At 55.7% G+C, this 22,068-nt stretch carries 24 protein-coding genes and 1 tRNA gene; 9 read left to right on the top strand and 16 right to left on the bottom strand.

Going from position 1 to position 22,068, the window contains the following annotated elements; genetic code table 11:
• Positions 1–53: 53 nt before the first annotated feature.
• The 6 genes from CGLAMM_RS07165 to CGLAMM_RS07190 form a co-directional block, all read right to left on the bottom strand.
• Entirely contained in the window at positions 54–593 is a 540-nt protein-coding gene (locus tag CGLAMM_RS07165; protein ID WP_394819771.1) for a hypothetical protein, read from the bottom strand.
• Positions 581–1,396, bottom strand: a complete 816-nt coding sequence (locus tag CGLAMM_RS07170; protein WP_394819772.1) for a DUF1376 domain-containing protein — start codon at positions 1,394–1,396, stop codon at positions 581–583. The genes CGLAMM_RS07165 and CGLAMM_RS07170 overlap by 13 nt, the downstream gene beginning before the upstream one ends.
• Positions 1,386–2,012: a hypothetical protein gene (locus CGLAMM_RS07175; protein WP_394819773.1), complete on the bottom strand. Its 627-nt coding sequence runs from the start codon at positions 2,010–2,012 to the stop codon at positions 1,386–1,388. The genes CGLAMM_RS07170 and CGLAMM_RS07175 overlap by 11 nt, the downstream gene beginning before the upstream one ends.
• Positions 2,013–2,121: 109 nt before the next feature.
• On the bottom strand, positions 2,122–2,310 hold the full coding sequence (locus CGLAMM_RS07180; protein ID WP_394819774.1) for a hypothetical protein: 189 nt from the start codon (positions 2,308–2,310) through the stop codon (positions 2,122–2,124).
• Between the two features lie 8 nt (positions 2,311–2,318).
• Positions 2,319–2,609, bottom strand: coding sequence for a DUF2312 domain-containing protein (locus tag CGLAMM_RS07185; protein WP_394819775.1), 291 nt, complete (start codon positions 2,607–2,609; stop codon positions 2,319–2,321).
• Positions 2,609–2,878, bottom strand: coding sequence for a hypothetical protein (locus CGLAMM_RS07190; protein ID WP_394819776.1), 270 nt, complete (start codon positions 2,876–2,878; stop codon positions 2,609–2,611). Before CGLAMM_RS07190 ends, CGLAMM_RS07185 begins: the two co-directional genes overlap by 1 nt.
• A 206-nt stretch (positions 2,879–3,084) precedes the next feature.
• Here CGLAMM_RS07190 and CGLAMM_RS07195 point away from each other — a divergent pair, with 206 nt between their 5' ends.
• Positions 3,085–3,294 carry a hypothetical protein gene (locus CGLAMM_RS07195; RefSeq protein ID WP_394819777.1) on the top strand — a complete coding sequence of 70 codons (210 nt, stop codon included), beginning with the start codon at positions 3,085–3,087 and terminating at the stop codon, positions 3,292–3,294.
• A gap of 143 nt (positions 3,295–3,437) precedes the next feature.
• Here CGLAMM_RS07195 and CGLAMM_RS07200 read toward each other — a convergent pair whose 3' ends face one another.
• Complete coding sequence (locus CGLAMM_RS07200; protein ID WP_394819778.1) at positions 3,438–3,701, bottom strand: YdaS family helix-turn-helix protein; 264 nt, start codon at positions 3,699–3,701, stop codon at positions 3,438–3,440.
• 65 nt (positions 3,702–3,766) lie between these two features.
• Between CGLAMM_RS07200 and CGLAMM_RS07205 the strand changes: the two genes are divergently transcribed.
• Complete coding sequence (locus tag CGLAMM_RS07205) at positions 3,767–4,126, top strand: helix-turn-helix domain-containing protein (protein ID WP_418115513.1); 360 nt, start codon at positions 3,767–3,769, stop codon at positions 4,124–4,126.
• Positions 4,127–4,593: 467 nt separating this feature from the next.
• Here the strand turns inward: CGLAMM_RS07205 and CGLAMM_RS07210 are convergent, their stop codons facing one another.
• On the bottom strand, positions 4,594–4,944 hold the full coding sequence (locus CGLAMM_RS07210) for a S24 family peptidase (RefSeq protein ID WP_394820097.1): 351 nt from the start codon (positions 4,942–4,944) through the stop codon (positions 4,594–4,596).
• 492 nt (positions 4,945–5,436) lie between these two features.
• On the opposite strand from CGLAMM_RS07210, the gene CGLAMM_RS07215 reads away from it, so the two are divergent.
• The 4 genes from CGLAMM_RS07215 to CGLAMM_RS07230 all read left to right on the top strand — a co-directional run bounded on the left by CGLAMM_RS07215 (position 5,437) and on the right by CGLAMM_RS07230 (position 7,434).
• Positions 5,437–5,853: a hypothetical protein gene (locus tag CGLAMM_RS07215; RefSeq protein WP_394819780.1), complete on the top strand. Its 417-nt coding sequence runs from the start codon at positions 5,437–5,439 to the stop codon at positions 5,851–5,853.
• Positions 5,850–6,044 (top strand): hypothetical protein, encoded by a 195-nt coding sequence (locus CGLAMM_RS07220; protein WP_394819781.1) that lies wholly within the window; start codon positions 5,850–5,852, stop codon positions 6,042–6,044. The genes CGLAMM_RS07215 and CGLAMM_RS07220 overlap by 4 nt, the downstream gene beginning before the upstream one ends.
• Positions 6,045–6,157: 113 nt before the next feature.
• Positions 6,158–6,412, top strand: a complete 255-nt coding sequence (locus tag CGLAMM_RS07225) for an excisionase family DNA-binding protein (protein WP_394819782.1) — start codon at positions 6,158–6,160, stop codon at positions 6,410–6,412.
• A complete protein-coding gene (locus tag CGLAMM_RS07230) occupies positions 6,403–7,434 on the top strand; it encodes a tyrosine-type recombinase/integrase (protein ID WP_418115514.1) in 1,032 nt (343 codons plus the stop codon). Before CGLAMM_RS07225 ends, CGLAMM_RS07230 begins: the two co-directional genes overlap by 10 nt.
• A 10-nt stretch (positions 7,435–7,444) precedes the next feature.
• Here the strand turns inward: CGLAMM_RS07230 and CGLAMM_RS07235 are convergent, their stop codons facing one another.
• From CGLAMM_RS07235 to CGLAMM_RS07245, 3 genes are all read right to left on the bottom strand, one after another.
• Positions 7,445–8,773: a hypothetical protein gene (locus CGLAMM_RS07235; protein WP_418115515.1), complete on the bottom strand. Its 1,329-nt coding sequence runs from the start codon at positions 8,771–8,773 to the stop codon at positions 7,445–7,447.
• Positions 8,718–9,782, bottom strand: coding sequence for a nucleoid-associated protein (locus tag CGLAMM_RS07240; RefSeq protein ID WP_394819784.1), 1,065 nt, complete (start codon positions 9,780–9,782; stop codon positions 8,718–8,720). The genes CGLAMM_RS07235 and CGLAMM_RS07240 overlap by 56 nt, the downstream gene beginning before the upstream one ends.
• 242 nt (positions 9,783–10,024) lie before the next feature.
• Positions 10,025–10,098: transfer RNA gene (locus CGLAMM_RS07245), tRNA-Cys, on the bottom strand.
• A 185-nt stretch (positions 10,099–10,283) separates the two neighbouring features.
• On the opposite strand from CGLAMM_RS07245, the gene CGLAMM_RS07250 reads away from it, so the two are divergent.
• Positions 10,284–11,750, top strand: a complete 1,467-nt coding sequence (locus tag CGLAMM_RS07250; protein WP_394819785.1) for a TolC family outer membrane protein — start codon at positions 10,284–10,286, stop codon at positions 11,748–11,750.
• 151 nt (positions 11,751–11,901) lie between these two features.
• Positions 11,902–14,592, top strand: a complete 2,691-nt coding sequence (locus CGLAMM_RS07255; RefSeq protein ID WP_394819786.1) for a valine--tRNA ligase — start codon at positions 11,902–11,904, stop codon at positions 14,590–14,592.
• A 30-nt stretch (positions 14,593–14,622) separates the two neighbouring features.
• Here the strand turns inward: CGLAMM_RS07255 and ilvD are convergent, their stop codons facing one another.
• Entirely contained in the window at positions 14,623–16,482 is a 1,860-nt protein-coding gene (ilvD, locus tag CGLAMM_RS07260) for a dihydroxy-acid dehydratase (RefSeq protein WP_418115516.1), read from the bottom strand.
• Positions 16,483–16,728: 246 nt separating this feature from the next.
• Here ilvD and msrA point away from each other — a divergent pair, with 246 nt between their 5' ends.
• The gene (gene msrA / locus CGLAMM_RS07265) at positions 16,729–17,274 is read left to right on the top strand and encodes a peptide-methionine (S)-S-oxide reductase MsrA (RefSeq protein WP_394819787.1); all 546 of its coding nucleotides are present in this window, start codon (positions 16,729–16,731) and stop codon (positions 17,272–17,274) included.
• A gap of 14 nt (positions 17,275–17,288) precedes the next feature.
• On the opposite strand, the gene CGLAMM_RS07270 is transcribed toward msrA, so the two are convergent.
• The 4 genes from CGLAMM_RS07270 to coaBC all read right to left on the bottom strand — a co-directional run bounded on the left by CGLAMM_RS07270 (position 17,289) and on the right by coaBC (position 22,068).
• Entirely contained in the window at positions 17,289–18,605 is a 1,317-nt protein-coding gene (locus CGLAMM_RS07270; RefSeq protein ID WP_394819788.1) for an ABC transporter ATP-binding protein, read from the bottom strand.
• A gap of 64 nt (positions 18,606–18,669) precedes the next feature.
• Positions 18,670–20,253 (bottom strand): ABC transporter permease subunit, encoded by a 1,584-nt coding sequence (locus CGLAMM_RS07275; protein WP_418115517.1) that lies wholly within the window; start codon positions 20,251–20,253, stop codon positions 18,670–18,672.
• 112 nt (positions 20,254–20,365) lie between these two features.
• Positions 20,366–20,842 carry a dUTP diphosphatase gene (dut, locus tag CGLAMM_RS07280; RefSeq protein ID WP_394819790.1) on the bottom strand — a complete coding sequence of 159 codons (477 nt, stop codon included), beginning with the start codon at positions 20,840–20,842 and terminating at the stop codon, positions 20,366–20,368.
• Between the two features lie 8 nt (positions 20,843–20,850).
• A complete protein-coding gene (gene coaBC / locus CGLAMM_RS07285; RefSeq protein ID WP_394819791.1) occupies positions 20,851–22,068 on the bottom strand; it encodes a bifunctional phosphopantothenoylcysteine decarboxylase/phosphopantothenate--cysteine ligase CoaBC in 1,218 nt (405 codons plus the stop codon).

Genomic DNA, 22,068 nt, shown 5'->3' on the forward strand with positions numbered 1-22,068 from the left:
AAAACCGTCATTTGAAGGCGGCGGCTCAAACGCTGATCGCTCTCTTCACCTCATCACCCCCGACTCACTCGGGCGACAAACGCCGCAGCTCGTGGGAAACGAGCTTGCATGAGGTTCATCCACAGGCCCCTTCGGCGTGCCTGGCATCGCGCATCGATGGCGTGCTCGTCGTCATGCAGCCACCCTCGTGCCTCATTGCGTTCCCAGACGTCCACCCAAGCTTTCTCCTCAGACGTCAAAGTTCGGTAGGCGCGGCCACGCGATTTCTCAACTCCGGGCAGATATTGCGCGCCGCGCCAATTCTCACCAACCTGGTCACGGAGCGGCTTAAAGGCGGGAAACCATTCGTGCCGCCCTGCCACGGCGAAGAGAGAAGCTTTGCTGAAGGCCGCGATTGGCAGGTCGGACAGGGTCAGCCCTTCGGCGAAATCGGCCAGGGTGGCGGCGCGGGTGGGTTCGTCGCTGTTGGGGAAGCGTGTCAGGCGTGACAAGCGCCATAACCAGGCGGAAATATGTTTTCGTCGAAGGGCCTGCGCCGCATCCTTTTCAGCTTCGCGCGAGGTTGGATGCCCGCAGGCGGTCAGTGCAGACATGCTTGCTCCCTCCGACATTGCTCGTGGTAGACGCGAAGAGGTGCATCAAGATCAACCTCATCCAATCCGAACCTCGCCACCGAAGCTTGAATCAGCGGAGGAATGCGATGACGCAGAGAGGCGGTAATCCAGGCGATGGGGTCGGCCGGTCGCTGCTCGACCGCTTCCGCGATGACCTTGTTGACGAGATGCGCCTCATCTTTGCAGGCCTTAAGCCATCGTCCGATCACGGGTCGGCATTGCGGTGGCGGCTTGCCCGTGAGGCGCGAGACATTGTCGAGACCTGTTCGAAATAAAATCTGGCGCTGATCTGGAGGCGGTTTCTCGTCAATGACAGGCGGCGAATGGCGACGCGCCGTCGCGTCATCTGAACGAAGTGAAGATGGTACTTCTGTGAACTGTGTACTGTGTTCTGCTTCCGCAGATGCAATTGCATCCGTTATGCAGTCATTTTGTTCCTCTTTTGTTTTAGCCTTACGCCATCTCTTGCCCGCGGCCTCACGCCGTTTCTGGCTCTTATCCGCCGATTTTTCACGTTCGTTCTCAAGGCGGCGATTGACCAGATTGCCTTCCGCATCCGCTACAAAATGGCCCCGCAAACCGGGCCAAATTTCACGCAGAAACGACTTTCGGTCCATGCCCAGCAGTCGTGCGAGTATATCCGCATTATCGGGAAGCGGCCCGTTGATCCACTCTTCACTAAGGAGTGAGATGAGTGCCCCGATCTGCGCCAGTGTCAGGCGCGTCGTGCCGTCCCGAAAGTCACGTGGGTAAAAGGCGAACCATGGAAAATCATGTGTCATGGTGGGTCTCTTCAAAGAGGGGAGAGGTTTCGCGACGGGCTTGCGCACCCCGTTTGTGCGGAAGGTGCTGAAAAATGCATGAGCCGGTATGGGCGTGCTGAAACACGAACCACGCATATTCCGTCATGCCGCTTCCGCGTGGCGGCATGTCGCCAGGCAGCATGGAAATGCGCGGCACCAGGTGCCAGATGCGCGCCAGGGGCCTGGTCTTGAAAAACAGGTAGCGCTTTTCTGATCCGAGGAAATTAAGCGGCAGGAGCACGCAAACCCGGTCTGTCGTGTTTTCCAGCGCGCATTCGATGAAGGCTTGCGCCTCCCGAAATGGTGGGTTGGTAATGACGCTGTCCGGACGCCACCGCGGCAAGGATGTGGCGTAGGGTGCGAGTTCGAGGACGTCATCCCACCTTTTGACGATATCGCTCGTGACCATTTTTGCCGTGTGGCGGGGTGTGTCGGCATAAGTGAGGGGGATGGTGCCCCTGCCGCAACACGGATCCATGACGCGCCCGATGAAAGGGGATTCGACCTCCAGCAGGGCTTCGATGACGCCGGGTGGCTCGACATACCAGTCATCCGGGTGGCGCCGGTAAGGAGAGGTTTGACGGCCTATATTCATGAAGTCGCCTCGCCATGTGCCGGCCGCCCGGTCATCCATTGATGTAAAGTCAGTGTCGCATCGCGCATGACATCAGAACTCTCTTTTGAAGGAGGGTGGCGCGCGGCCATCAATCCCGTCTTTGCAAAGCTTTAGCGAGGGTTCTTACGGAAATGCCTCGCATATTATCGTCCAGCCGCATAAGATCGTGCAAAAACTCGTAAGTTACGCGAAGGCGATCCGTGCCATCGGAATCCATCGGCTCAACCTCATCAATCGCGCTGGCGATGGCGAGATGATGGAGGCGGGTTTTCCTCATTCTCAGCCTCACATGCCTAAAGCGTGTCGATAGATGTCGAGCAGGTTTTCAGCCTCCTCCACATCTGCCGGGTTCTGTTGGCGGATACGCAACAAGTGCTTGAGCACTTTGATGTCGAAGCCCGATGACCTGGCTTCAACGAAGATGTCCTTCACGTCGCCACCGATGGCTTTCCGCTCTTCCTCCAACCGCTCAATGCGAAGGATGATGGATATGAGACGCGTGGCGTCGATCCCGCCAGCTTGCTTTGGTGCCGGATCGGCTTTGGATACGTTGTCAACGCGGATTTCAGCCGACATCAAGGCGTGCCCCGCAAATCAAAATAGGCCTCAACGCGGCTGATGCCGGCAGCCTCAAGAATGTCATTGGGGATGACGCGGAAAACCGAGTTCAGGGCTTGATTGACCCGAACGTGGCACAATCCGTGTGCGCGCGCGAATTCCATCTGCGCACCGTGATGAAAGCCGATCCTGGCGCGCAGGAGAGGAAAGACGTCTCGCTTATCAATTTGCCTAAATGAGGTCGTCAGATCGCCAAAAAATAAAGCATTGCTTAAGTTCGTGCGCATAAAACCTCCTCTCGTCACGGTAAAATTTGCTTATCTCAAGTTAAGTTGTGGGATAATCGACAAGACTTATGGAATGAGCCGTGAATGAATTCCGCGTTTTGACGATTTATAAAATGGTATAAGCTGTAATTCAGCGCAGGACTCGCGATATGAGCGATTTTTTGCGTATTATATACAGTAAAAGGTAAGTTGGAATGACGAGGAACATGACCCGCGAGGGTCTTATATGGAAAATTGCAGAAACAATTTCCGTCGTGGAGGGCAAGCCTATCGGCCTGAACCGGACGGAAAATCCGGAACGAACCTACATCGTCGATCTCTTCAGATCCGTCATACGTGTCGTTGATGGCAAAAAGCTGACCACGTCTGACAGGACGGGGGTGAGGCTGTTTGACGATGAAGAAGATGATTATTGACGCGTCGGGCTTTTGACAGGCGGTGAGGGGTTCGCTCCCCTTGGCGGACGGAGTGCGAGTTGCGCTTCCGGCCGTCCGGAGGGCGGGGGTGATGATTTTCGGAGCGAGTGGCTGTGAGGACGGACACGCAAAGCGTTCGATCATCAGCCCGACTTCCTGGACGCGTTTGACGGAATGGAAATGATTTTACGTTCCGCTTCATCCTCATCCGGCGCCAATTGGGGTTGCCTGATATATAAGTCGGGCCGCAACGCTTCACGGGGTATGCCCGTTATTTGTTCAATCTTCACCAGATGCCTATCAGGGACGCGTTTCCATTTGAGGACAGAACCATGAAATTTGAGACCCAAAGCTTTGGCGAGCTTGGGCGATCCACCGCCTGCCTTGATGACGAATTTCATATCCATGGTTTTTGCTACCAAAAGAAGCAATATTCTGTCAACGTAAATTGCTACAGATGCGGAACGCAGGTTTGACGCGCCTATCCTATGCTGCCCGAATGCAAAATACGTTCGGCGCGCGGCTGCGGGCCCTCAGAAAACAGCGGAAATTAACGCAAGTGGAGGCAGCCGAGGCGATAGGGGTTGGACGTCCCTACCTTTCCCTCATGGAGCTTGATCTCCGCGACGGTAACTTCGACATTGTAAAAGCCGCGGCAGATTTTTTCGGCGTCACCGTCGATTACCTTGTTTATGGTGGCGTATCCGACAAGTCCGGCAGCGACGTTCCATCGGACGAGGCCGAGCTGCTGGCTTTGTGGCGAAGATTATCGGATGACGATAAGGCCATCGTGTTGACGCTCATGGAATCCATGTTGAAGCGAAGGTCTTAGCCGGTCGCGAAAGGACGCTCCCTTGAGTGACGCGCAAAATGAGGACCATTTACTGCAAATTCTTGACGCACTGTGTGCGGATGTCGGTGTTTCGCGACGCCGACTGAGTTTGATGGCAGGTCTAAGTGACTCAGCTGTGAAGCATGTCGCTCATGGATCGTCCCGAAGTCCACGAGTCGAGACATAGGCGCGCCTTTCAAAGGCGGCCTCAAGAAATTTCACGATGTTTCTCGGTAAGCATTGTTTACGCGCCCATGTGAGTGCGTCGCACATTGATGGGGGCTTGGAGAAGCCGGCAATTGTGTCTCTCAAGCGTTTCGCGGCGGACTTCACGCACGTTGAGCAGGAGATACGATGGTTAGAGACTTGGCGAGACATGTCTCAGGCGCAGCGGAGAAGGGCGACCGCACTTCTCAAAGCTATGTCTGAGGCTGATGAGAGCTGAATCAAGGTAAAATTCTCCCTTATCATTTCCACTGCCATTTACCCACCACGCGCCCAAAGATGCGAACTCCGTTCAGCGCTTGTTCGCACGCTTTGTAGGCTTGATTGATGCTGGAAACGCGCAATTTCACGGGTATTCCATCTCCGAAAATCACTTCGACCCGTTTCAAAATGAGCCCGAATCCGTCCCACAAAAAGTAGATCCCTGGAGGCGAGGGTGCAACTTGAGAACGATCAACCAGGATGCGTTCGCCTGCCTGATATTCCGGCTCTGCGCTGTCGCCCGCGACTCTCACGATCGCGAGCGAGTCCAGATTTTTGAGAAAGCCCGAAGCAAAGCTTCGAGGAAGCGTCCAATGGTCGATAGCGTGCAGGCCGTCTTTTTCCCGACCGCTATTGAGGAGATTTTCGCTCCATGCTGCCGAAGCATCATATTCCTAGATCTGAAGCTTGCGAGAAGCCATTCGACTTTTTCTTAATCCTTCGAATGCCCGATCAACGCTCCGGTTTTTCGGGACTGACCGAAAGCTGTCCGGAGAAACGCTAAAATATGCACCAAGCTTGTCACGCTCAGTCTCGCTTAATTAGCGAGGTGAGCCGCGATTGATGAACTGATGCAGGTAGGCGTGGTTACGCCCGATAGCCCGAGAGACGGAAGCGAGATTAGTCCCGCGCTTCGCAACCAGTTAAAGAAGATGAATCCGGGCCTGATCAAGCTTTGACATGCCTCATGATGCCACCATGAATAGGAAAATCACAACGTGGCGTTACCCCAACGCAGAGAATTTGCTACGAATAGTCGCAAATTAGCTTGACTTCGAACTGCTACCAACGGTAGCAATAACTCATCTTTCACGGAGGATGAGATGTCATCGCTTGTTCCGAAGAATTATTTTAAAATTTCGCCCGACGTCATTGACCCGCAACCCTCCGTGAGGCCGGGCTGGCACGATCTTACCCGTTACTCGCCCGCCATCGGCGACGTGTTTGTCCGCTATGAGGACGGCCATATTGACGTGGCCCCCGCATGGCTGCTTTCGCGTTACGGCGAGCTCTATGATGAGGTCGTGGCCTTCCGTCCGCTTCCCGCGGCTCTCGATGACCGATGGATACCCTTCCATGAGGGCAAACCAGGTGAGGGGGAGGAGTGCCTCGTCCTCTGGGTCGATGAAATCCGGCCGGATCGGTGGTGCAATGGTGCGTTTCAGCACACCGGCAATTTCAGCCCCGTGCCCCGCGCCTGGATGAGCATCGCCGAGGCGTTGGGGGAGGTGGCGCCGTGACCTTTCAGATCTTTTATCCAGAAATCGCACATCAACGCGCCGCCTTGGCGCGAAGCTGGCACGCTCTCAATGATGCACCGCCGCGCGAGCGCCGCCGGTTACTCAATTGGCTTGCCCGCCGCGAGCTCAAGCGGCGTTACGATGCTTTGGCGCACGCCATATCTGAGTGTGAAGCCTATGACGCCAAATGAAATCATCTTCATAAGCGGCGCCTATCTGGGCCTCGAAATCGCCGTAATGTCCGCTCTTTACCAAATGATTATGCGGATATTCGGCGCCACTTCAGCGGGCGAGGGAGGGGGGAATGAGCTATCAATCCTACCCGCCGAAAATGATGTCGGCGACGTCCGCGGCCCGTTATCTCGATATCTCTGAACTGCATTTTCGCAATGCGGTGCGTCCGGCCTTGAGGGCGATCCGAATTGGCCGATCCGTCCGCTTTTATCGTGAAGATATCGATGCTTACGTCGAGAAACTGAGTCAGAGAGAGACGAACGTTGAGCAAGGTGAGGATTCGGTCTCGAATGTCATCTCACTTGACGACATTTTATGCTTCTGAAGCTTAAATATCTTCAAACAGTTAAAGATCGTTGTGGCGGTTATCGCACCTATTTTCGTCGCAAGGGCCATCCCAGCCTCCGCCTGCCCGATAAAAACCACCCGAACTTTTTATCCGCTTATCACAACGCCCTCGCAGCGTCGGAAAAGCCGCGTGAAATACCGACCTTGCCGCATGACACGCTCGACCAATGTATTTCCGCCTGGATGAGGTCGCCGCATTTTCAAGGGCTGCGCGCGTCAACGAAAAACACCTATCGAAACATCCTGACGCGCATCCAGAAAGAGGCTTTCGCGCAATTTAAGCTTAAGGATTTCGAGCGTCGGCATATCCGCAAAATCCGCGACAGAATTGCGGATCGACCCGCCGCCGCCAATCGTGAACTGAAACTGCTACGGGCCATTTTTCGCTTCGCCATCGATGAGGAATTAATTGCGACCGACCCGACATTCGGTATCAAATTGTTGAGGGAGGCGCAGGAGGGGCAGCGTAGCTGGTCGGAGGAGGAAGTCGCGCAATATCTCGCTTACTGGGGTGAGGGGACAAAGCAGCGGTGCGCGCTCCTCCTCATGCTTTATACGGGTCAACGGCGCGGCGACATTGTGCGTCTCGGTTGGCGACATGTTGATGGGGATTATCTCAGATTCACTCAGGAAAAGACGGGCACGAGCCTTGCTATTCCTATCCTGCCACCTCTCAGGACGGCGCTCAATCTTTGCCCGAAATGTCATCCGAGCTTCCTGACGGCGGAAAGGCTCCGCCCGAAGCCTTACAGTGCCAACGGATTTTACAATAATTTTGTCGATTGGGTCCGCGCCGCCGGTCTCTCCTCAGCCCTGACGCCCCACGGACTCCGAAAAACCGCAGCGACGCGCCTCGCGGAAGCGGGCTGCACACCCCACCAGATCGCCGCAATCACCGGCCATAAAACACTCTCTGAAGTGTCCCGCTATACGAAACAGGTCAGCCAGGAACGTATGGCGGATGAGGCCTTCCGGGCTTTGAGTAGGAGGGGGGGATGAGTGGGACAACTCATTTATGAGCCTTAATCATGATGAAGCCGATACCAATGGAGATCAACGTTGTTGCGAAGCCGCAGATCTTCGCCGCAATTTTGAAAGACGATGCAGCTTTACCACTAGGGTCAAGCACCATCTCTTTGAAATCACTCTTTGACAAAAAGCTGTAGATTTGGGTGCGCCAAACTCCCTGTCGGTCCTCTTGAAAAGCAATGAATTTTAATCCTGTATAGATAACCGTCCAGACGTAAATGCAGGCGATCATCAATATGGGCACGATAAGAATGAAAGGCGTTTCGACAGTAATACGAGCCGCCACTGCACCGAGCACGGCCCATAGGGCTGACGCGACAGCCTGAGCTACTTGTCGGGAAGCGTCTCCAATTTTGCTCATTTCCTCAATCAAGGCTTTCCGCAGATCGGCCAGCGCCTTTAGATTGTCGGCGCTCATTTTAGCCACCAACATCTGGTAAGCAATTTTGGCACCATCCAACGCTTCAGCTGACGACTCTTTGATGCACGCGACCGCGTCAGTTTTGCCGACTCCGTTGCGTGCTAGCTCCGAGGAAAAAAGTGTATGTCTAACCTCTGCCTCGCGATCTGACTCGTAAACCCATCGGCCAGCAGCCTGAAGATTCTCAAAATTTTTTTCGTCTAAGCTGGTTTCGAGCTCGAAGTCACTCTTGAGCATTTTTAACGCCAAACGTGGAGTTCCCTTGAATACGTAGGATTCAGTTTCTTCATCAATCTCATTCGCTAGGGACAGCAGGATAGCTCGTGTAGAATAACTGGCCCACAGTTTAAATTGGACAGACTCGCCCCAGCTCGCCGGGTCGGACAGGAGCCAACATTCGATAGATTGAGGTACTTTGCGTTTCGAGGAGTACTCTCGCACGAGCTTGCGTGGATTACAAAAGGAGACCGAGCCCCTCCTGGGATCTCGGGACGCCCCGTAAGGAACAAATTGTGTGCTTTCCGTAGAAATTATCTCGTCTAAACCGACCACGACGACGAGATCCGCTTTCGTAGGACTATTAAGCCAGTCTCTAAATCCTGCCGTAGACAAGAAAAGGATTTCTCCTGACGCGCAACTGGGTTTCTGCACGCTTACCCGATACGGACATAATGCCTCCATAATGTCCGGGATTTCACAAGCAGAGTCAGCACCATCATATACAGAGAGTGTCCAACCGACTTCTTGAAAGCTGCCTGCAATTTCTCTTGCCAAATCCGCGGATAGATTAGCAAGCGTTATATGTTCCGTTCTTTCGCTGACGACGATTCCTTCAATGCAGCAGCGATTTAACTTCGAGGCGAGCATTTTCAGGGAGGACTCGGACATTAGTCACCTTTTTGGTGCAAATTGTTATGATCTCTCCGCCTTCATCAGTGGGCTCTCGATGGATCGTCTCGGCAGGGGCGCCCTCACGATACAAAATGTTGACGCCCTCACAGGTCTCCAGTCTTTGATATGAAGGCCTCCTGAGAATTGTTCGGTTTGGCTTGAACGACAATCCCTCTAACTTGAAGCTTTTTAACTTGCGCCGCAAACACTGTTCAAAACGGTTGATCTTTCTCTCGTCGTCTGGATGATCCGCGCCAGATAATATGGCGTCGAGCGTGGCGTCATCATCTATCGTTCGATCAGCCAAATGTGCTTTTGCTCGATTGAACGCTGCTTTAACGTCGTTCCCAGGCAAAAGAGAAGAGCATTCAGTCAAAGTTTCGAGGACAAGCTTTACAACTTCCTTTGTTAGTTGCTCGTCGCTCCTTTCCTGAGACGCATCCAGATATTTCGCAAAGTAATCTCCGATATTCGTATTCGATTTTATCCGATCATATGCACTGAGAGATGAATTCGCTTTTCCGTCAACCACTTTGATCAAGGCTGATTTCTGCACGGCTCGTTTACCAGCGACTATAGCGCGCGTTATCAACCTAAAGCGCGTTTCCCCGCTACCACCGACTTGTTCAAGTGCTTTTTCATAATCAAATTTTATGAGGCTGAAAATCTTTACCCTATCATCATCAGTTGCAAGCTCGAAAATGAAAAAGGCGCCATCTATACTCGTCTTACTATGTAATTTTGCAAATGCTTTGGATAAATTCTGCGCACCGGTATTGAAGTCGTCCTCACACCTCGCAATCCGTTCAATCTGATCCAGAGTCGAGGATGTTTCGGAAAATCTGAAGTTTGCGTCGATATTGGTTTTCCGAATTTGGCTTCTCAAAAATTCGTCTTCTTCCAACTGACTCGGGGGCTGAGGCACGAATTCATTTTCGCCCACAATGTGGAGCGCCGCGTTAACTATGCGCAGACAGTCCAATTCAGCTTCCGCAAGAAATCCCATCTTTATTCCTCTTTCAGAATGTCGAAAGGTGCGCAAACCGCAGCATCAGAGCCTCAAACGGCGCTACGAAGAGTGAGCTCGGCCGAACTTATCGTGGTTTGAGAGCGACAAATAACAGCTCGGCGGGAGTTCAATCGTTGATCGTCATTGATTGCATTATGAAGACAAACTGTAAAACAGCGCATCCAAAACTGTAAAACAATTTCCTAAAGTGCTGAAAAACCCGCATTTTTTTAACAAGGTGGAGGTCCGGGCGGGAATCGAACCCACATTGACGGATTTGCAGTCCGCTACATAGCCATTCTGCCACCGGACCTCGGCTGTGGCGCCTATATCTCTTTATCTCCCGCCACACGTCAAGGGCAAAACGCAGTGATCATGAAGGGGGACGCCTTTTTCATTTTCCTAAATCGGCGGGCGTAGTATGTTCTCACTCTCGCTATGGTGGGTTGCTTTGTAGCGGGTTATGCTGGGTGACGGACATAGGGGCACGACAGGATCATGATGCGCGCGGTAAAGCCGACCACGTCAATTAGTCTGGGACTTTTGGCAATATGCAGCTCAGGGACCGCGCTGGGGCAAACCTATGACGGCGCGGGCGCGCCGAAATTCATTCCCCATACTTTGCAGGAAGCCCTCGCATCGGCTTATCTCACAAATCCCACCTTGCAGCAGGAGCGCGCCAAGCTTCGTGCGACGGATGAGCAGGTGCCGGAAGCCCTGGCGGGATGGCGCCCGACCATTCAGGCCAATCTTGCCGGCAGCTATTATAAAGGTTTCAATGCTTACGGGGCGCAGTCTGCGTCACCCGGTTCCCCCTTCGGTACGCCAGCTTCAAACCGATCCTATGCGACGCCTGGTTATTCTGCCGGTGTGACCATCCAGCAGCCGATCTACCAGGGTGGTAAAACCACCGCGAAAACGCATCAGGCTGAGAACACCGTCCGCGCCGAGCGCGCGCAGCTTATCGCGACGGAGCAACAGGTTTTTCTTGATACAGTTGATGCTTATATCGGCGTGGTGCAGGCGGAGCAGCTTCTTCAGATCAACATGAATAATAAACGCGTCCTCTCACAACAGCTTGAGGCGACACGTATCCGTTTCCGCGATGGTGAAATCACCAAGACGGATGTCGCGCAGGCGCAGGCCGCCGTATCCTATGCTGAAGCGAATCTCCGCAATGCGGAGGGCAGTTTGCAGGCGGCGCAGGCGACTTATCTTCAGGTCGTGGGTATTCCCGCCGCGCCAAACCTCAAAGCGCCGCAGCCTCTCATCATCCCGTTGAAGAATGAAGCTGAAATCGTGCGCATGGCGGGGGAAAACAGCCCGAACGTCATCAACTCCCTTTTCACCCAGGCGGCGAAGAGGGATGCTTTTTCGGTCGCGATGTCGGCGCTGATGCCGCAGATTTCCGCAACCGCGGCCTATCAGCGCGTCAAAAATCAGGGCTATGGCAGCCTTGAAACCGACAATAAATACGCTTTGTTGACGTTGTCCCTTCCGATTTACCAGGGTGGCGCGGAATATGCGGCCGTGCGCGAGGCGCGGCAGGAATATCTGGCGGCGCGCCGTGCAACCGATGTGGAACGTCGGCGCGCCGCGCAGCTTGCGTCAGCGAACTGGCAGCAGATGCGTGCCTATCGTGACTCCCTCACCAGCAATCGTGAGGCGATTTACGCCAACGTCGTTGCTTTGGACGGGATTGAACAGCAGGCCGTCGTGGGCACAGCGACGACATTTGCCGTTCTGCAACAGCAGCAGACACTTTTACAATCTCAGACAGCCCTTATCCAGAATCTTGCCGGGCTCGTGAAGTCATCCTACACGGTTGCCGCCGCAATCGGACGCCTCACCGCCGCTGATCTCAAAATCAATGTGCCGCTTTATGATGAGAAGGCCTATTACAAAGCCGTGAGGCATAAATTATGGGGTATCAGCGACGTCGCCACCCAGCAGCCAGGCCGTTAAAGCCATCAGGCCCGGTGGATCACGTCGCACTCTGATCAACCCGCACCCATTATTAACGCTTTATCCATCCCGACACCGGTTTGCAGGGTGCCATAAACGGGTTTTTTTGCTATGGGCTCGCTGTTAACATTGCCCACTCTATAGGTATGCCATGCTGGATAAGTCCTTCGATCCTTCCAAATATGAAGCGCGCCTTTACAAGGAATGGGAGGATGCCGGGCTGTTCAAGGCGAACCCCGCGCAGGGGGGTGAAGCCTTTACCATTATGTTTCCGCCGCCAAATGTGACGGGTTCTCTCCATTTCGGCCACGCACTTAATTTTGCACTTCAGGACATTATTATCCGTGCAAAGCGTATGGAAGGCCGCAATGTGCTTTGGCAGGCTGGCACGGACCATGCCGGCATCGCCACACAACTCGTCGTTGAGAAAGCGCTTGCGGCGGAGGGGCACTCCCGCACGGCGCTCGGTCGCGAAGCGTTTCTGCGCCGCGTCTGGGACTGGAAAGAAACTTACGGTGGCACAATCGTCTCCCAGCTTCGCCAACTCGGCGCCTCAGCAGACTGGACGCGTGAGCGCTTCACGATGGATGATGGGCTTTCCCGCGCTGTGCGGGAGGTGTTCGTCACGCTTTATGAGCAGAAACTCATTTATCGAGACCGGAGGCTCGTCAATTGGGACCCGGTCTTCGGCACGGCAATATCCGACCTTGAGATTGAGAACCGGGACGTCAATGGTTCCATGTGGCATGTCGCCTACCCGCTGAAAAATGGCGGGCAGATCACGGTTGCCACGACACGTCCCGAAACAATGCTCGCCGACATGGCGGTCGCCGTGCATCCTGACGATGCGCGTTACCGCGAGATGATCGGGCAGACCGTTTTCCTACCGCTTGTCGGGCGTGAGATCCCCATCGTTGCGGACACTTATTCCGACCCTGAAAAAGGGACGGGGGCGGTGAAAATCACCCCGGCGCATGACTTCAATGATTTCGCGCTCGGCCGACGTCACAACCTCGCCATGCCGAGCATTCTCGATGCGCGTGCGGCTGTAACGCTTGAAGAAATTGCGGGTGATCTGCGCGACGTGCCGGACGTCACGGATATTGCTTTTATTAAGACGCTGGAGGGCGTTGATCGCGTCGAAGCGCGCAAGCAGATCGTCGCGAAATTGGAGGAGATGGGTTTCCTCATCAAAGTGGAACCGCATCGCCTCAGCATGCCGCATGCCCAGAGGGGTGGGGCCGTGGTGGAGCCGCGCCTGACGACGCAATGGTTCTGTGATGCTGAGACGCTGGCAAAACCCGCGATACAGGCTGTCGAAAATAAAGCCGTCAAATTTGAGCCCCAGCAATGGGAAAACACGTTCTTCGCTTGGATGCGGGATATTCAGCCCTGGTGCATCAGCCGCCAATTATGGTGGGGGCATCGCATCCCGGCATGGTATGGCCCTGATGGCACGGTCTTCGTGGCGCATGACGATGTGGGCGCATGCCGGAAGGCCCGCGCGCATTACGGGCGTGACGTGGCTTTGACGCAGGATGAAGATGTGCTGGACACCTGGTTCAGCTCCGCTTTATGGCCTTTCTCAACACTCGGCTGGCCGGAGAAGACGGCGGAGTTGGCGCGATATTACCCAACCAGCGTGCTTCTGACCGGTTTCGATATCATCTTCTTCTGGGTAGCCCGCATGATGATGATGGGGCTGCACTTTACCGGCAAAGCGCCCTTTGAAACGGTTGTCATTCATGGGCTTGTGCGTGACGAGCACGGCCAGAAAATGTCGAAAAGCAAAGGTAACGGGCTGGACCCGCTGGAGTTGATCGCGGAGTACGGCGCGGATGCGACGCGCATGGCGATCTGTGCGCTGGCGGGGCCGGGTCGTAATATCCGCTTTGGTCGCAAGCGGGTCGAGGATTATCGCAGTTTTATTACGAAATTATGGAATGCGGCGCGTTTCTGCGAGATGAATGGCGTTAAAGCTGACCCGGCTTTTGACCCGGCTGCGGTGCGGACCTCCGTGGCAAAATGGCTTCTGACAGAGGCTGATATGGCCTTAAGCGCGGCGCAGCAGGCGCTTGATCATTATCGTTTCGATGAATATGCGGGGCAGGCTTATCGCTTTGTCTGGAATATTTTCTGCGATTGGTTCCTTGAATTTGCGAAGCCCTTCTTTGCAGGTGAGGATGTTGTTGCGCGGGGTGAGATCCAGGGGGTTGCGTCTCACGTTCTGAGCAGAATTCTCACGATATTGCACCCGGTTATTCCCTTCGTCACCAGTGTGCTATGGGAAAATCTCGGCCATCAAAATGCATTGCCCTCCGAAGCCTGGCCGAAATTCACGGAGAATGCGCAGAGTGACCCTACGATTGACGAAGTCCGATGGATCATCGCGCTCATCTCAGAAATCCGGGCTTTGCGGGCGGAGATGAACGTGCCGGCAGGTCAGAAGATCGCGGTGTTTCTACAGGAGGCGGATGCGGGAGTTTCGGCACGCATTGAAGTGTGGCGCCCCGTCATTGAGAGAATGGCGCGGCTTGCGACAATCGACATGCTCGATGGTGCTCCGCCTGGTTCGGCCGCGCTCAGCGTCCTGCAGGGGGCGACATTGGTCATGCCCCTTGAGGGCCTGATCGACATTGCTGCTGAGAAAAACCGCGTGGAGAAGGAAATCGAAAAGGCGCGCAGTGAGCTGGAGAAGGTCGAGAAGAAGCTCGCCAATGCGGCCTTTATCGAGCGCGCGAAACCGGAAGTCGTCGAGGAAAATCGCGCCCGCGCGGCGAGCTTTGCGGATGATATTGCCCGTCTGGAAAGAGCCGTGGCCCGCCTGAACGCGATCAACTGAGGCGCGGGCAGGTCACCGCGCGTCAGACTTTCAAAGGCGTTTGGGCAAAGGGGTGAGGGTGGTGACATCCCGCACCGCACCATGCGCGGCACTCGTCGTCATCGCGGCATAGGCTTTCAACGCGCCTGAAACATGACGGGTACGCTTGGCCGTCCAGGAAGCGGGACCGCGCGCCTCCATACGCGCCCGGCGCGCGGCGATGACTGCGTCGCTCAGTAAGGCGGTTATCCGACGCTGCGGGATGTCAATTTCGATCTGATCGCCTTCTTCCAGCAAAGCAATCAGCCCCCCTTCAGCGCCTTCCGGCGAAATATGTCCGATCGACAGGCCCGAACTCCCTCCCGAGAACCGTCCATCCGTGATCAGGGCGCAGGTTTCTGCGAGGTTTTTGGATTTAAGATAACTGGTCGGGTAGAGCATTTCCTGCATACCCGGCCCGCCGCGCGGCCCTTCATAGCGGATGACCACCACATCCCCGTGGGTGATCCGCCCCCCAAGAATGGCGGAAACAGCATCTTCCTGACTGTCAAACAGGCGCGCCGGGCCGGAGAAGGTGAGAAGCCGTTCCGCAACACCAGCCGTTTTGACGATGGCCCCATCTTCAGCCAGATTTCCATAGAGCACGGCAAGCCCCCCATCCTGGGAAAATGCATGGGCGCGATCTCGGATGACGCCGTGACTCCGGTCAAGGTCAAGGCTGTGATAGGTGCTTGCCTGCGAGAAGGCTTGCGCGCTGCGCACCCCGCCCGGCGCGGCGCGGAAACGGTTCACAGCGGCTTCATGACCATTGACGACGTCCCACGTCGCAAGGCTTTCCACTAAACTCGGCGCGTGGACGGTTAAGGCCTCCCGATGGATCAACCCCGCGCGATCAAGCTCCCCCAAAATGGCGGGCACACCCCCTGCGCGGTGGACATCTTCCATATGCACATCGGCTTTGGCAGGGGCGACTTTGCAGATATTGGGCACAAGGCGGGAGAGGCGATCGATATCCTGCATGTGAAAATCAACTTCCCCCTCCCGCGCAGCGGCGAGGAGGTGCAGCACCGTATTGGTTGAGCCCCCCATGGCGATATCGAGGCTCATCGCATTTTCAAAAGCCTGCTTATTCGCGATGGTCCGGGGCAGGGCGCGAGCATCATCCTGCTCATAATAACGTTTGGCCAGTTCGACGATCACATGCCCGGCCTGCACGAAAAGCTCCCGCCGCGCCGCATGGGTTGCGAGGAGACTGCCATTGCCGGGAAGGGAGAGACCCAACGCCTCGGTCAAGCAATTCATGGAATTTGCGGTGAACATGCCGGAGCAGGAGCCACAAGTCGGGCAGGCTGCCTCTTCAATCGCGGCGGAGTCCGCGTCGGAGACGTTGGGGTTGGCCGCGGCGACCATGGAGTCAACGAGGTCCAGCGCATGGTTAATGCCGGGCCGGTTAAGCTTCCCGGCTTCCATCGGCCCGCCAGATACAAAAATAACGGGGATGTTGAGTCGCAGGGCGGCCATCAACATGCCCGGTGTAATCTTGTCGCAATTACTGATGCAGACGAGCGCATCGGCACAATGTGCATTGACCATATATTCAATAGAATCGGCAATCAACTCGCGGGATGGCAGGCTGTAAAGCATCCCGCCATGGCCCATCGCGATCCCGTCATCAATCGCGATCGTGTTGAACTCCCGCGCGATCCCCCCGGCCTCCGCCACGGATTGCGCCACGATCTGCCCGAGATCGCGCAAATGAACATGGCCGGGCACAAATTGCGTGAAGGAATTGGCGATGGCGATCAGCGGCTTATCAAAGTCCGCATTGGTCATCCCCGTTGCGCGCCACAGGGCACGTGCGCCGGCCATGTTGCGGCCGTGAGTGGTGGTGCGGGAGCGATAGACGGGCATGGGCAATCCTCGGCGATGTCTCCTCGCTGAATTGATCAAACCAGCCAGGCGGGGCATGTCATGATAATGTTCGACGCTGATAATACCCTCATCGCCATGAAGCAAGTCACATCCGATTTTACTGTGATGGCGTCCTGAAAATTCGGCGCCACCCTTGCATAAGGGGGAGGGGCATCGTGATATGGGGAGAGAGGCTCTTAATGTTAAGAGCGGTGCGTGGGATGAGAATGGCCGGAAAGGATCAAAATGCGTGAGACCGAGGTCGCTTTATTCGGGAATGGGTGTTTCTGGTGCACGGAAGCGATTTTTCAGAAGCTGAAGGGCGTTGAAAGCGTGCTACCCGGTTATGCAGGCGGGCAGATGGCGCACCCGGATTATAAATCCGTCTGCACGGGTGAAACGGGTCACGCGGAAGTCCTGCAGGTCGTTTTTGATCCGGACGTCATTTCCTACCGTCAGCTCCTTCAGATTTTCTTTCTGACGCATGACCCCACTCAGCTCAACCGCCAGGGAAATGATGTCGGCACGCAATACCGCTCCATCATTTTTGCCCTCACGCCAGAGCAGCGCCTGACGGCGGAGGCGGCTTTAAAGGAGGCGCAATCACCCGATTTATGGGGCCCGGATGTGGTAACGGAAATCAGCGGCCCCGCCCGTTTCTGGGAAGCGGAAGCCTCTCATCATGATTTCTTCACGCGGAATCCGTCAAACGCCTATTGCAATGCGGTCGTCGCGCCGAAACTGCAAAAAGCGCGTCGGCAATTCCTGTCCCTCATGCGTGACGATATGTAAGGCCGCAACGCACGTTAATCCGGGTCAATGAGTCGGAAACGATCTGTCTCTTCATCAAAATCGTATAGGTCCCCGTAGCGACCCCAATTGATGGCGGTCTGTAATGTCTGCGCGGCGTAGGAGGAGGACATCGTCTCCCGCATGGCTTCCAGAAAGGTGCTTTTTTCAATGACATGAGAGGGCGCCTCATCCAGAGCCGCACGGATCTGCCGAATGAGCGGGACGGTGTGAAGAAGGCTGGTCCCGATCATATCTTTGCGCCCGTCATGATCACATAAAACAAAGCGGCTTCCGAGATCCGTCAGGATGATGTCACCATCCTCAAGCTCCGCCAGCCCAAGAAGATGCAGCGAGTCGCCAATTGCGAAGAGATCATCAAGCGACATTTGCAGGCTCGTCGCCAACGGCGGCAAATCCGCGCGACCATTAAAGGGCGCCGCCGCGACCGCTTCCAGCAACCCGACGAGAAGCGTAACCGGTATGGCGGGCAGAACAACCGACGGCGGTGCTTCCATTTTCCGCAGTCCGGACTCTTCCGCTGGTAATTCAGCTTCAGAGACGATCGGCGTGCGGCGGGTCAGGATGGTGTAAATATGGTCGACAAAACCTTGATAGGCCAGGTCATTCCGGTTGCGCGGATGCATGAAGGGCACTTCAAGCTCATGTTCGATCTGGCCCGGATTGGATGAGAAAAGCAGGATGCGATCACAGAGGAGGACGGCCTCCTCAATATTATGCGTCACGATCAGAATGGAACGGGTGGGCAGGCGCTTCTCCGTCCAGAGGGAAATCAAATCGGTGCGGAGATTTTCCGCGCTGAGGACGTCGAGATCAGCAAAAGGCTCATCAAGCAGCAGAACCTCCGGCCCCATGACGAGGGAGCGCGCGAGACTGGCGCGCAACAGCATGGATTTCGATAATTCATGCGGCATCGCGTTTTCATAGCCGCCCAACCCGATAAGGTCGATCATGCGCTGCGCCCGCGTCTCACATTCCGGCGGCGGGAAACGCTGGGCCTGCAGACCGAGCATCACATTTTCCGCAACGGATAACCATGGGAAGAGCGCGAATGACTGTAAGACAATGCCGATATGCGGCGTCGGCCCGTGCAGCGCCTGATCTTTCCAGTAAATACTCCCGGAGGTTGGGGGTATCAGCCCCGCCGCGATACGCAGGAGAGACGATTTCCCCGACCCGGCACGCCCGACAAGTCCCACAATTTCATCAGGATAGAGGTCGAGATTGATATCTTCCAGGAGGGAGATATCCTTATGACCTTCATTATGAAAGGTTTTGCTGCAATCACGAATGGAGAGAAGCGGTTCCATCATGATGTTTTCACTCCTTCATCCTTATTTCGATAGGAGGACGCGATTATTTTGGAGCGCACATGCATCAGGTCGCCTCCGACGGGTCTTGTTCAATCAAGCGGACACAGAGCCACGCGGTGGCCGTCACGAGCATGAAGAGCATCAAGGTCTCAGCCACATCTCCGCGCGTCACGGCCTGAATCAGATCGCCGCCCAAAGCGGGGGCGCGGGCCGGGGTGAGAAGGGCCACGACCAACTCCGCCAGGAGGGCGTTGTGCCACCCCATCACCACGCTATGCGCCAGGTTCTGACGCATTGAGGGTGTGACGCAGGGCAGAAACACTTTCCGCCACCATAAAATACCGCGCACATTGAGATTGCGCGCAACCTCCAGCAGATCGGTCGGGAATTGCTGGAAAGCTTCGAAACAACGCACCGCAACCCCCGCCTGGATTGAAAGAAAAACGAGCAGGAGCGTCAGTGTCAGAGGCGGGAAATCATATGCAGGGAGAAGATCCGTTAAAAACGGGAACAAAAGGAATGTCGGGAAGATCATCCAAAATTTCAGAAAACGGGGGACAGGTCGCTGCGCCGCGACCCGCCTGCGCATCAGAACACTGAGAGGGAGCCAGATCGCTAGCGCGATGGCCGATGCCAGCAGCACAATGAATGCCGTTTCAGCGAGGGAAGCTAAAATCTCAAGCCGGATGTGAAAGGACAGAAAAATTTCTCGGTCATACCCGATTATAAGCCCGCAAATTACGATTAAAATCGCGGGAAGCAGCTTTGCGCGCGCGGGCGGTGCAGATTGATGCGTCGGGTCATGATGCTGCGCCACCCTCGTGTGCCGCAAACGCCGATTGGCGAGGGAAAGCGCCTGACGATGCAGAAATTTCAAGAAGAGGCTGGAGGCCAATCTGCGATGAAAAAAACTGTAAAAACGACTCTCCTCCGCAAGCATGGCGGCTTGAAGCCGGAAGCGCTGTGACCAGTGTCGCGCCGGGTTGATCACCATCCATTCGAAGCCGAGCACGAGGATGGCGGTGGCGACCAAAGCGCCAATCCAGATCGATGCGCGGCCTTCTTCAAAGCCATTTCGCAGGAGGCTGCCCAGCCCCAAAGAGATAACGTGACTCTCCCGGCTTGAAAGAATGAATTCCCCGCCGACCAGGGTCAGCCACGCGAGAGGCATGGCCGCACCGAGCGCGACGATGATGCCGGGCGTCAAAATCGGGGCCTTGCACCGCCAGAACATTTGCCAACGTGTCAATCCCAGTGCCCGGCAGAGTTCAATCAGGGCGGGGGGTGTTTCCGCCGCCGATAAGCGCGATACATAGCCGACCTGGACGGCAAAACTCGTGGCGGTGGCGAGGATGATCGCAAGATCGTAGTTAATGAAGGCAAAAACCGCGATCAGCCCGATAAAGGGCGCACAACGCAACAGGTCAAGCAGTGCCGACAGCGTCACACCCGGGACATGGCGTCGCCGCGCCAATGATGTCAGGATGAAGGAGACGGGCAGGCTGATAAGAAGCGCCATGACCATACGCAGTAGCGTAACGAGAAAGGCGGAGAAAACTTCAAGCCCTTCCGCATCCATCGGGACGGCATTTTCCGAAGCTAAGGGGGCTGTCTGCCGGGGTGCCCATGCCAGCAGAGAAAACGACATGAAAAAAAGCGCCACCACCCATAAAAGTCCGAGAAGCGGATCCGCCTTTATTCCCGATCGGTGCGTTTTCATCAGCTTCCACCGCTCTTCCGTTTGACATCAGGTCATGGTTTCAGTGCGCGGCGCCTGTGCTCCCGAAGCCCCCTTCGCCACGCAATGTCTCGTCGAGAGTTGAAACTTCCTGCCACTCCAGACGCGTCACGGGCGCGATAATACCCTGGGCGATCCGCATCCCGCGCGAGATGACGAAACGTTCCGTGCCGAGATTGATCATGATGACTTTGACCTCACCCCGATAATCCTCATCAATCGTGCCCGGCGTGTTCGGCAGCGTCACACCGTTATTGAGGGCGAGGCCGGAACGCGGGCGGATCTGCAATTCGTAACCGTGCGGCAATGCCAGTTTGAGGCCGGTGGGGATCAAGGCGCGCGCGCCCGGTGCAAGGACAATATCCGCCTCAATTGCCGCGATAAAATCAAATCCGGCCGCGCCGTCACTGGCGTAACGTGGGAGGGCAAGCCCCACCGCATGTGGCAATCGCACGACGCGAACCTTGAGGCCGCTTGTCATGTCTTGAGTTACAGGCATGGAAGACCTCATATGGAGTGGGAAGTTCGGGAACGAACCGTTTTAACGGCGCGCTGCACGAGACGCGCAGCAATCTCCTTTTTTGGGAGACCTGGCCAAGTCTCGGTGCTGGTTTCATCAATGATTGTGACGGTATTATCATCCTGCCCGAAAGGGGCATTTTGCGCATCGACACCGTTCGCAACAATCCAGTCGCAATTTTTCTGCGTCCGTTTCTGCGCCGCATTCTGCTGAATATCGTCTGTTTCCGCCGCGAAACCAATGACAAGAGAAGGGCGCGACGGGCCCGGTTGTGAAATCATGGCCAGAATATCAGGGTTTTTAACCAGAGAGAGCTGCAAACGCTCGTCGTCCCCTTTTTTCAGCTTATGCGCCGAAGATGTTTCAAGGCGCCAATCCGCCACGGCCGCGACGCAGACAGCGATATCGACCGAGCCAACCTGTCGGCACGCGTAAAGCATTTCTTCCGCCGTGGTCACATGGATGCGCGCCACATCTTCAGGGGCAGGGAGCGATGTTGGGCCACTCACCAACGTCACCTGTGCTCCACTCTGCGCGAAGGCGGCGGCAATCGCGTAACCTTGCTTGCCGGATGAGCGGTTGGCGATGTAACGGATCGGGTCGATGGCTTCATGGGTCGGCCCGGCCGTGACAAGCACGCGCAGGCCGCTGGCGATGTCCGCAACCTCATTCGCGCCGTTCTCAAGGATGATCTGCACGAGTTTTTCCGGTTCAACGGCGCGGCCTGGGCCATATTCGCCACAGGCCATGTCACCTTCCTCCGGCCCGATAAAGTGTACGCCGCGTGCCGCCAGGGCTTCAACATTCTGCTGCGTTGCGGGATGGTTCCACATGCGATGATTCATCGCTGGCGCGACATAGATCGGCTTATCCGTGGCGAGGAGGATGGTTGAGGCGAGATCATCCGCGAAACCATGGCGCATTTTAGCGAGGATGTTCGCGGTGGCGGGATAAACCACAATTATATCGGCGTCACGGCTCAGGGCGATATGCCCAATGCGGCTTTCTTCCGTCGGGGAAAAAAGCGCGGTATGCGGTTCTGTGCCCGCCAGCGCCTGCACGGAAAGCGGCGTCACAAATTTGAGGGCGCCCTCCGTCAGCACGACATCGACGTGATGCCCCTCTTTTTTGAGCAGGCGAATCAGAGCCAGCCCCTTATAGGCGGCGATCCCCCCTGTGATGATGAGAAGGATGCGTTTCAGCAT

It is taken from the genome of Sorlinia euscelidii, from assembly GCF_036452135.1.
Classification (GTDB): domain Bacteria; phylum Pseudomonadota; class Alphaproteobacteria; order Acetobacterales; family Acetobacteraceae; genus Sorlinia; species Sorlinia euscelidii.

Coding starts and splice junctions, on each gene's coding strand:
- CGLAMM_RS07165 (WP_394819771.1), bottom strand. CDS start 593: ATGTCTGCACTGACCGCCTGCGGGCATCCAACCTCGCGCGAAGCTGAA.
- CGLAMM_RS07170 (WP_394819772.1), bottom strand. CDS start 1,396: ATGACACATGATTTTCCATGGTTCGCCTTTTACCCACGTGACTTTCGG.
- CGLAMM_RS07175 (WP_394819773.1), bottom strand. CDS start 2,012: ATGAATATAGGCCGTCAAACCTCTCCTTACCGGCGCCACCCGGATGAC.
- CGLAMM_RS07180 (WP_394819774.1), bottom strand. CDS start 2,310: ATGAGGAAAACCCGCCTCCATCATCTCGCCATCGCCAGCGCGATTGAT.
- CGLAMM_RS07185 (WP_394819775.1), bottom strand. CDS start 2,609: ATGTCGGCTGAAATCCGCGTTGACAACGTATCCAAAGCCGATCCGGCA.
- CGLAMM_RS07190 (WP_394819776.1), bottom strand. CDS start 2,878: ATGCGCACGAACTTAAGCAATGCTTTATTTTTTGGCGATCTGACGACC.
- CGLAMM_RS07195 (WP_394819777.1), top strand. CDS start 3,085: ATGACCCGCGAGGGTCTTATATGGAAAATTGCAGAAACAATTTCCGTC.
- CGLAMM_RS07200 (WP_394819778.1), bottom strand. CDS start 3,701: ATGGATATGAAATTCGTCATCAAGGCAGGCGGTGGATCGCCCAAGCTC.
- CGLAMM_RS07215 (WP_394819780.1), top strand. CDS start 5,437: ATGTCATCGCTTGTTCCGAAGAATTATTTTAAAATTTCGCCCGACGTC.
- CGLAMM_RS07225 (WP_394819782.1), top strand. CDS start 6,158: ATGAGCTATCAATCCTACCCGCCGAAAATGATGTCGGCGACGTCCGCG.
- CGLAMM_RS07230 (WP_418115514.1), top strand. CDS start 6,403: ATGCTTCTGAAGCTTAAATATCTTCAAACAGTTAAAGATCGTTGTGGC.
- CGLAMM_RS07235 (WP_418115515.1), bottom strand. CDS start 8,773: ATGTCCGAGTCCTCCCTGAAAATGCTCGCCTCGAAGTTAAATCGCTGC.
- CGLAMM_RS07240 (WP_394819784.1), bottom strand. CDS start 9,782: ATGGGATTTCTTGCGGAAGCTGAATTGGACTGTCTGCGCATAGTTAAC.
- CGLAMM_RS07250 (WP_394819785.1), top strand. CDS start 10,284: ATGATGCGCGCGGTAAAGCCGACCACGTCAATTAGTCTGGGACTTTTG.
- CGLAMM_RS07255 (WP_394819786.1), top strand. CDS start 11,902: ATGCTGGATAAGTCCTTCGATCCTTCCAAATATGAAGCGCGCCTTTAC.
- ilvD (WP_418115516.1), bottom strand. CDS start 16,482: ATGCCCGTCTATCGCTCCCGCACCACCACTCACGGCCGCAACATGGCC.
- msrA (WP_394819787.1), top strand. CDS start 16,729: ATGCGTGAGACCGAGGTCGCTTTATTCGGGAATGGGTGTTTCTGGTGC.
- CGLAMM_RS07270 (WP_394819788.1), bottom strand. CDS start 18,605: ATGATGGAACCGCTTCTCTCCATTCGTGATTGCAGCAAAACCTTTCAT.
- CGLAMM_RS07275 (WP_418115517.1), bottom strand. CDS start 20,253: ATGTCGTTTTCTCTGCTGGCATGGGCACCCCGGCAGACAGCCCCCTTA.
- dut (WP_394819790.1), bottom strand. CDS start 20,842: ATGCCTGTAACTCAAGACATGACAAGCGGCCTCAAGGTTCGCGTCGTG.
- coaBC (WP_394819791.1), bottom strand. CDS start 22,068: ATGCTGAAACGCATCCTTCTCATCATCACAGGGGGGATCGCCGCCTAT.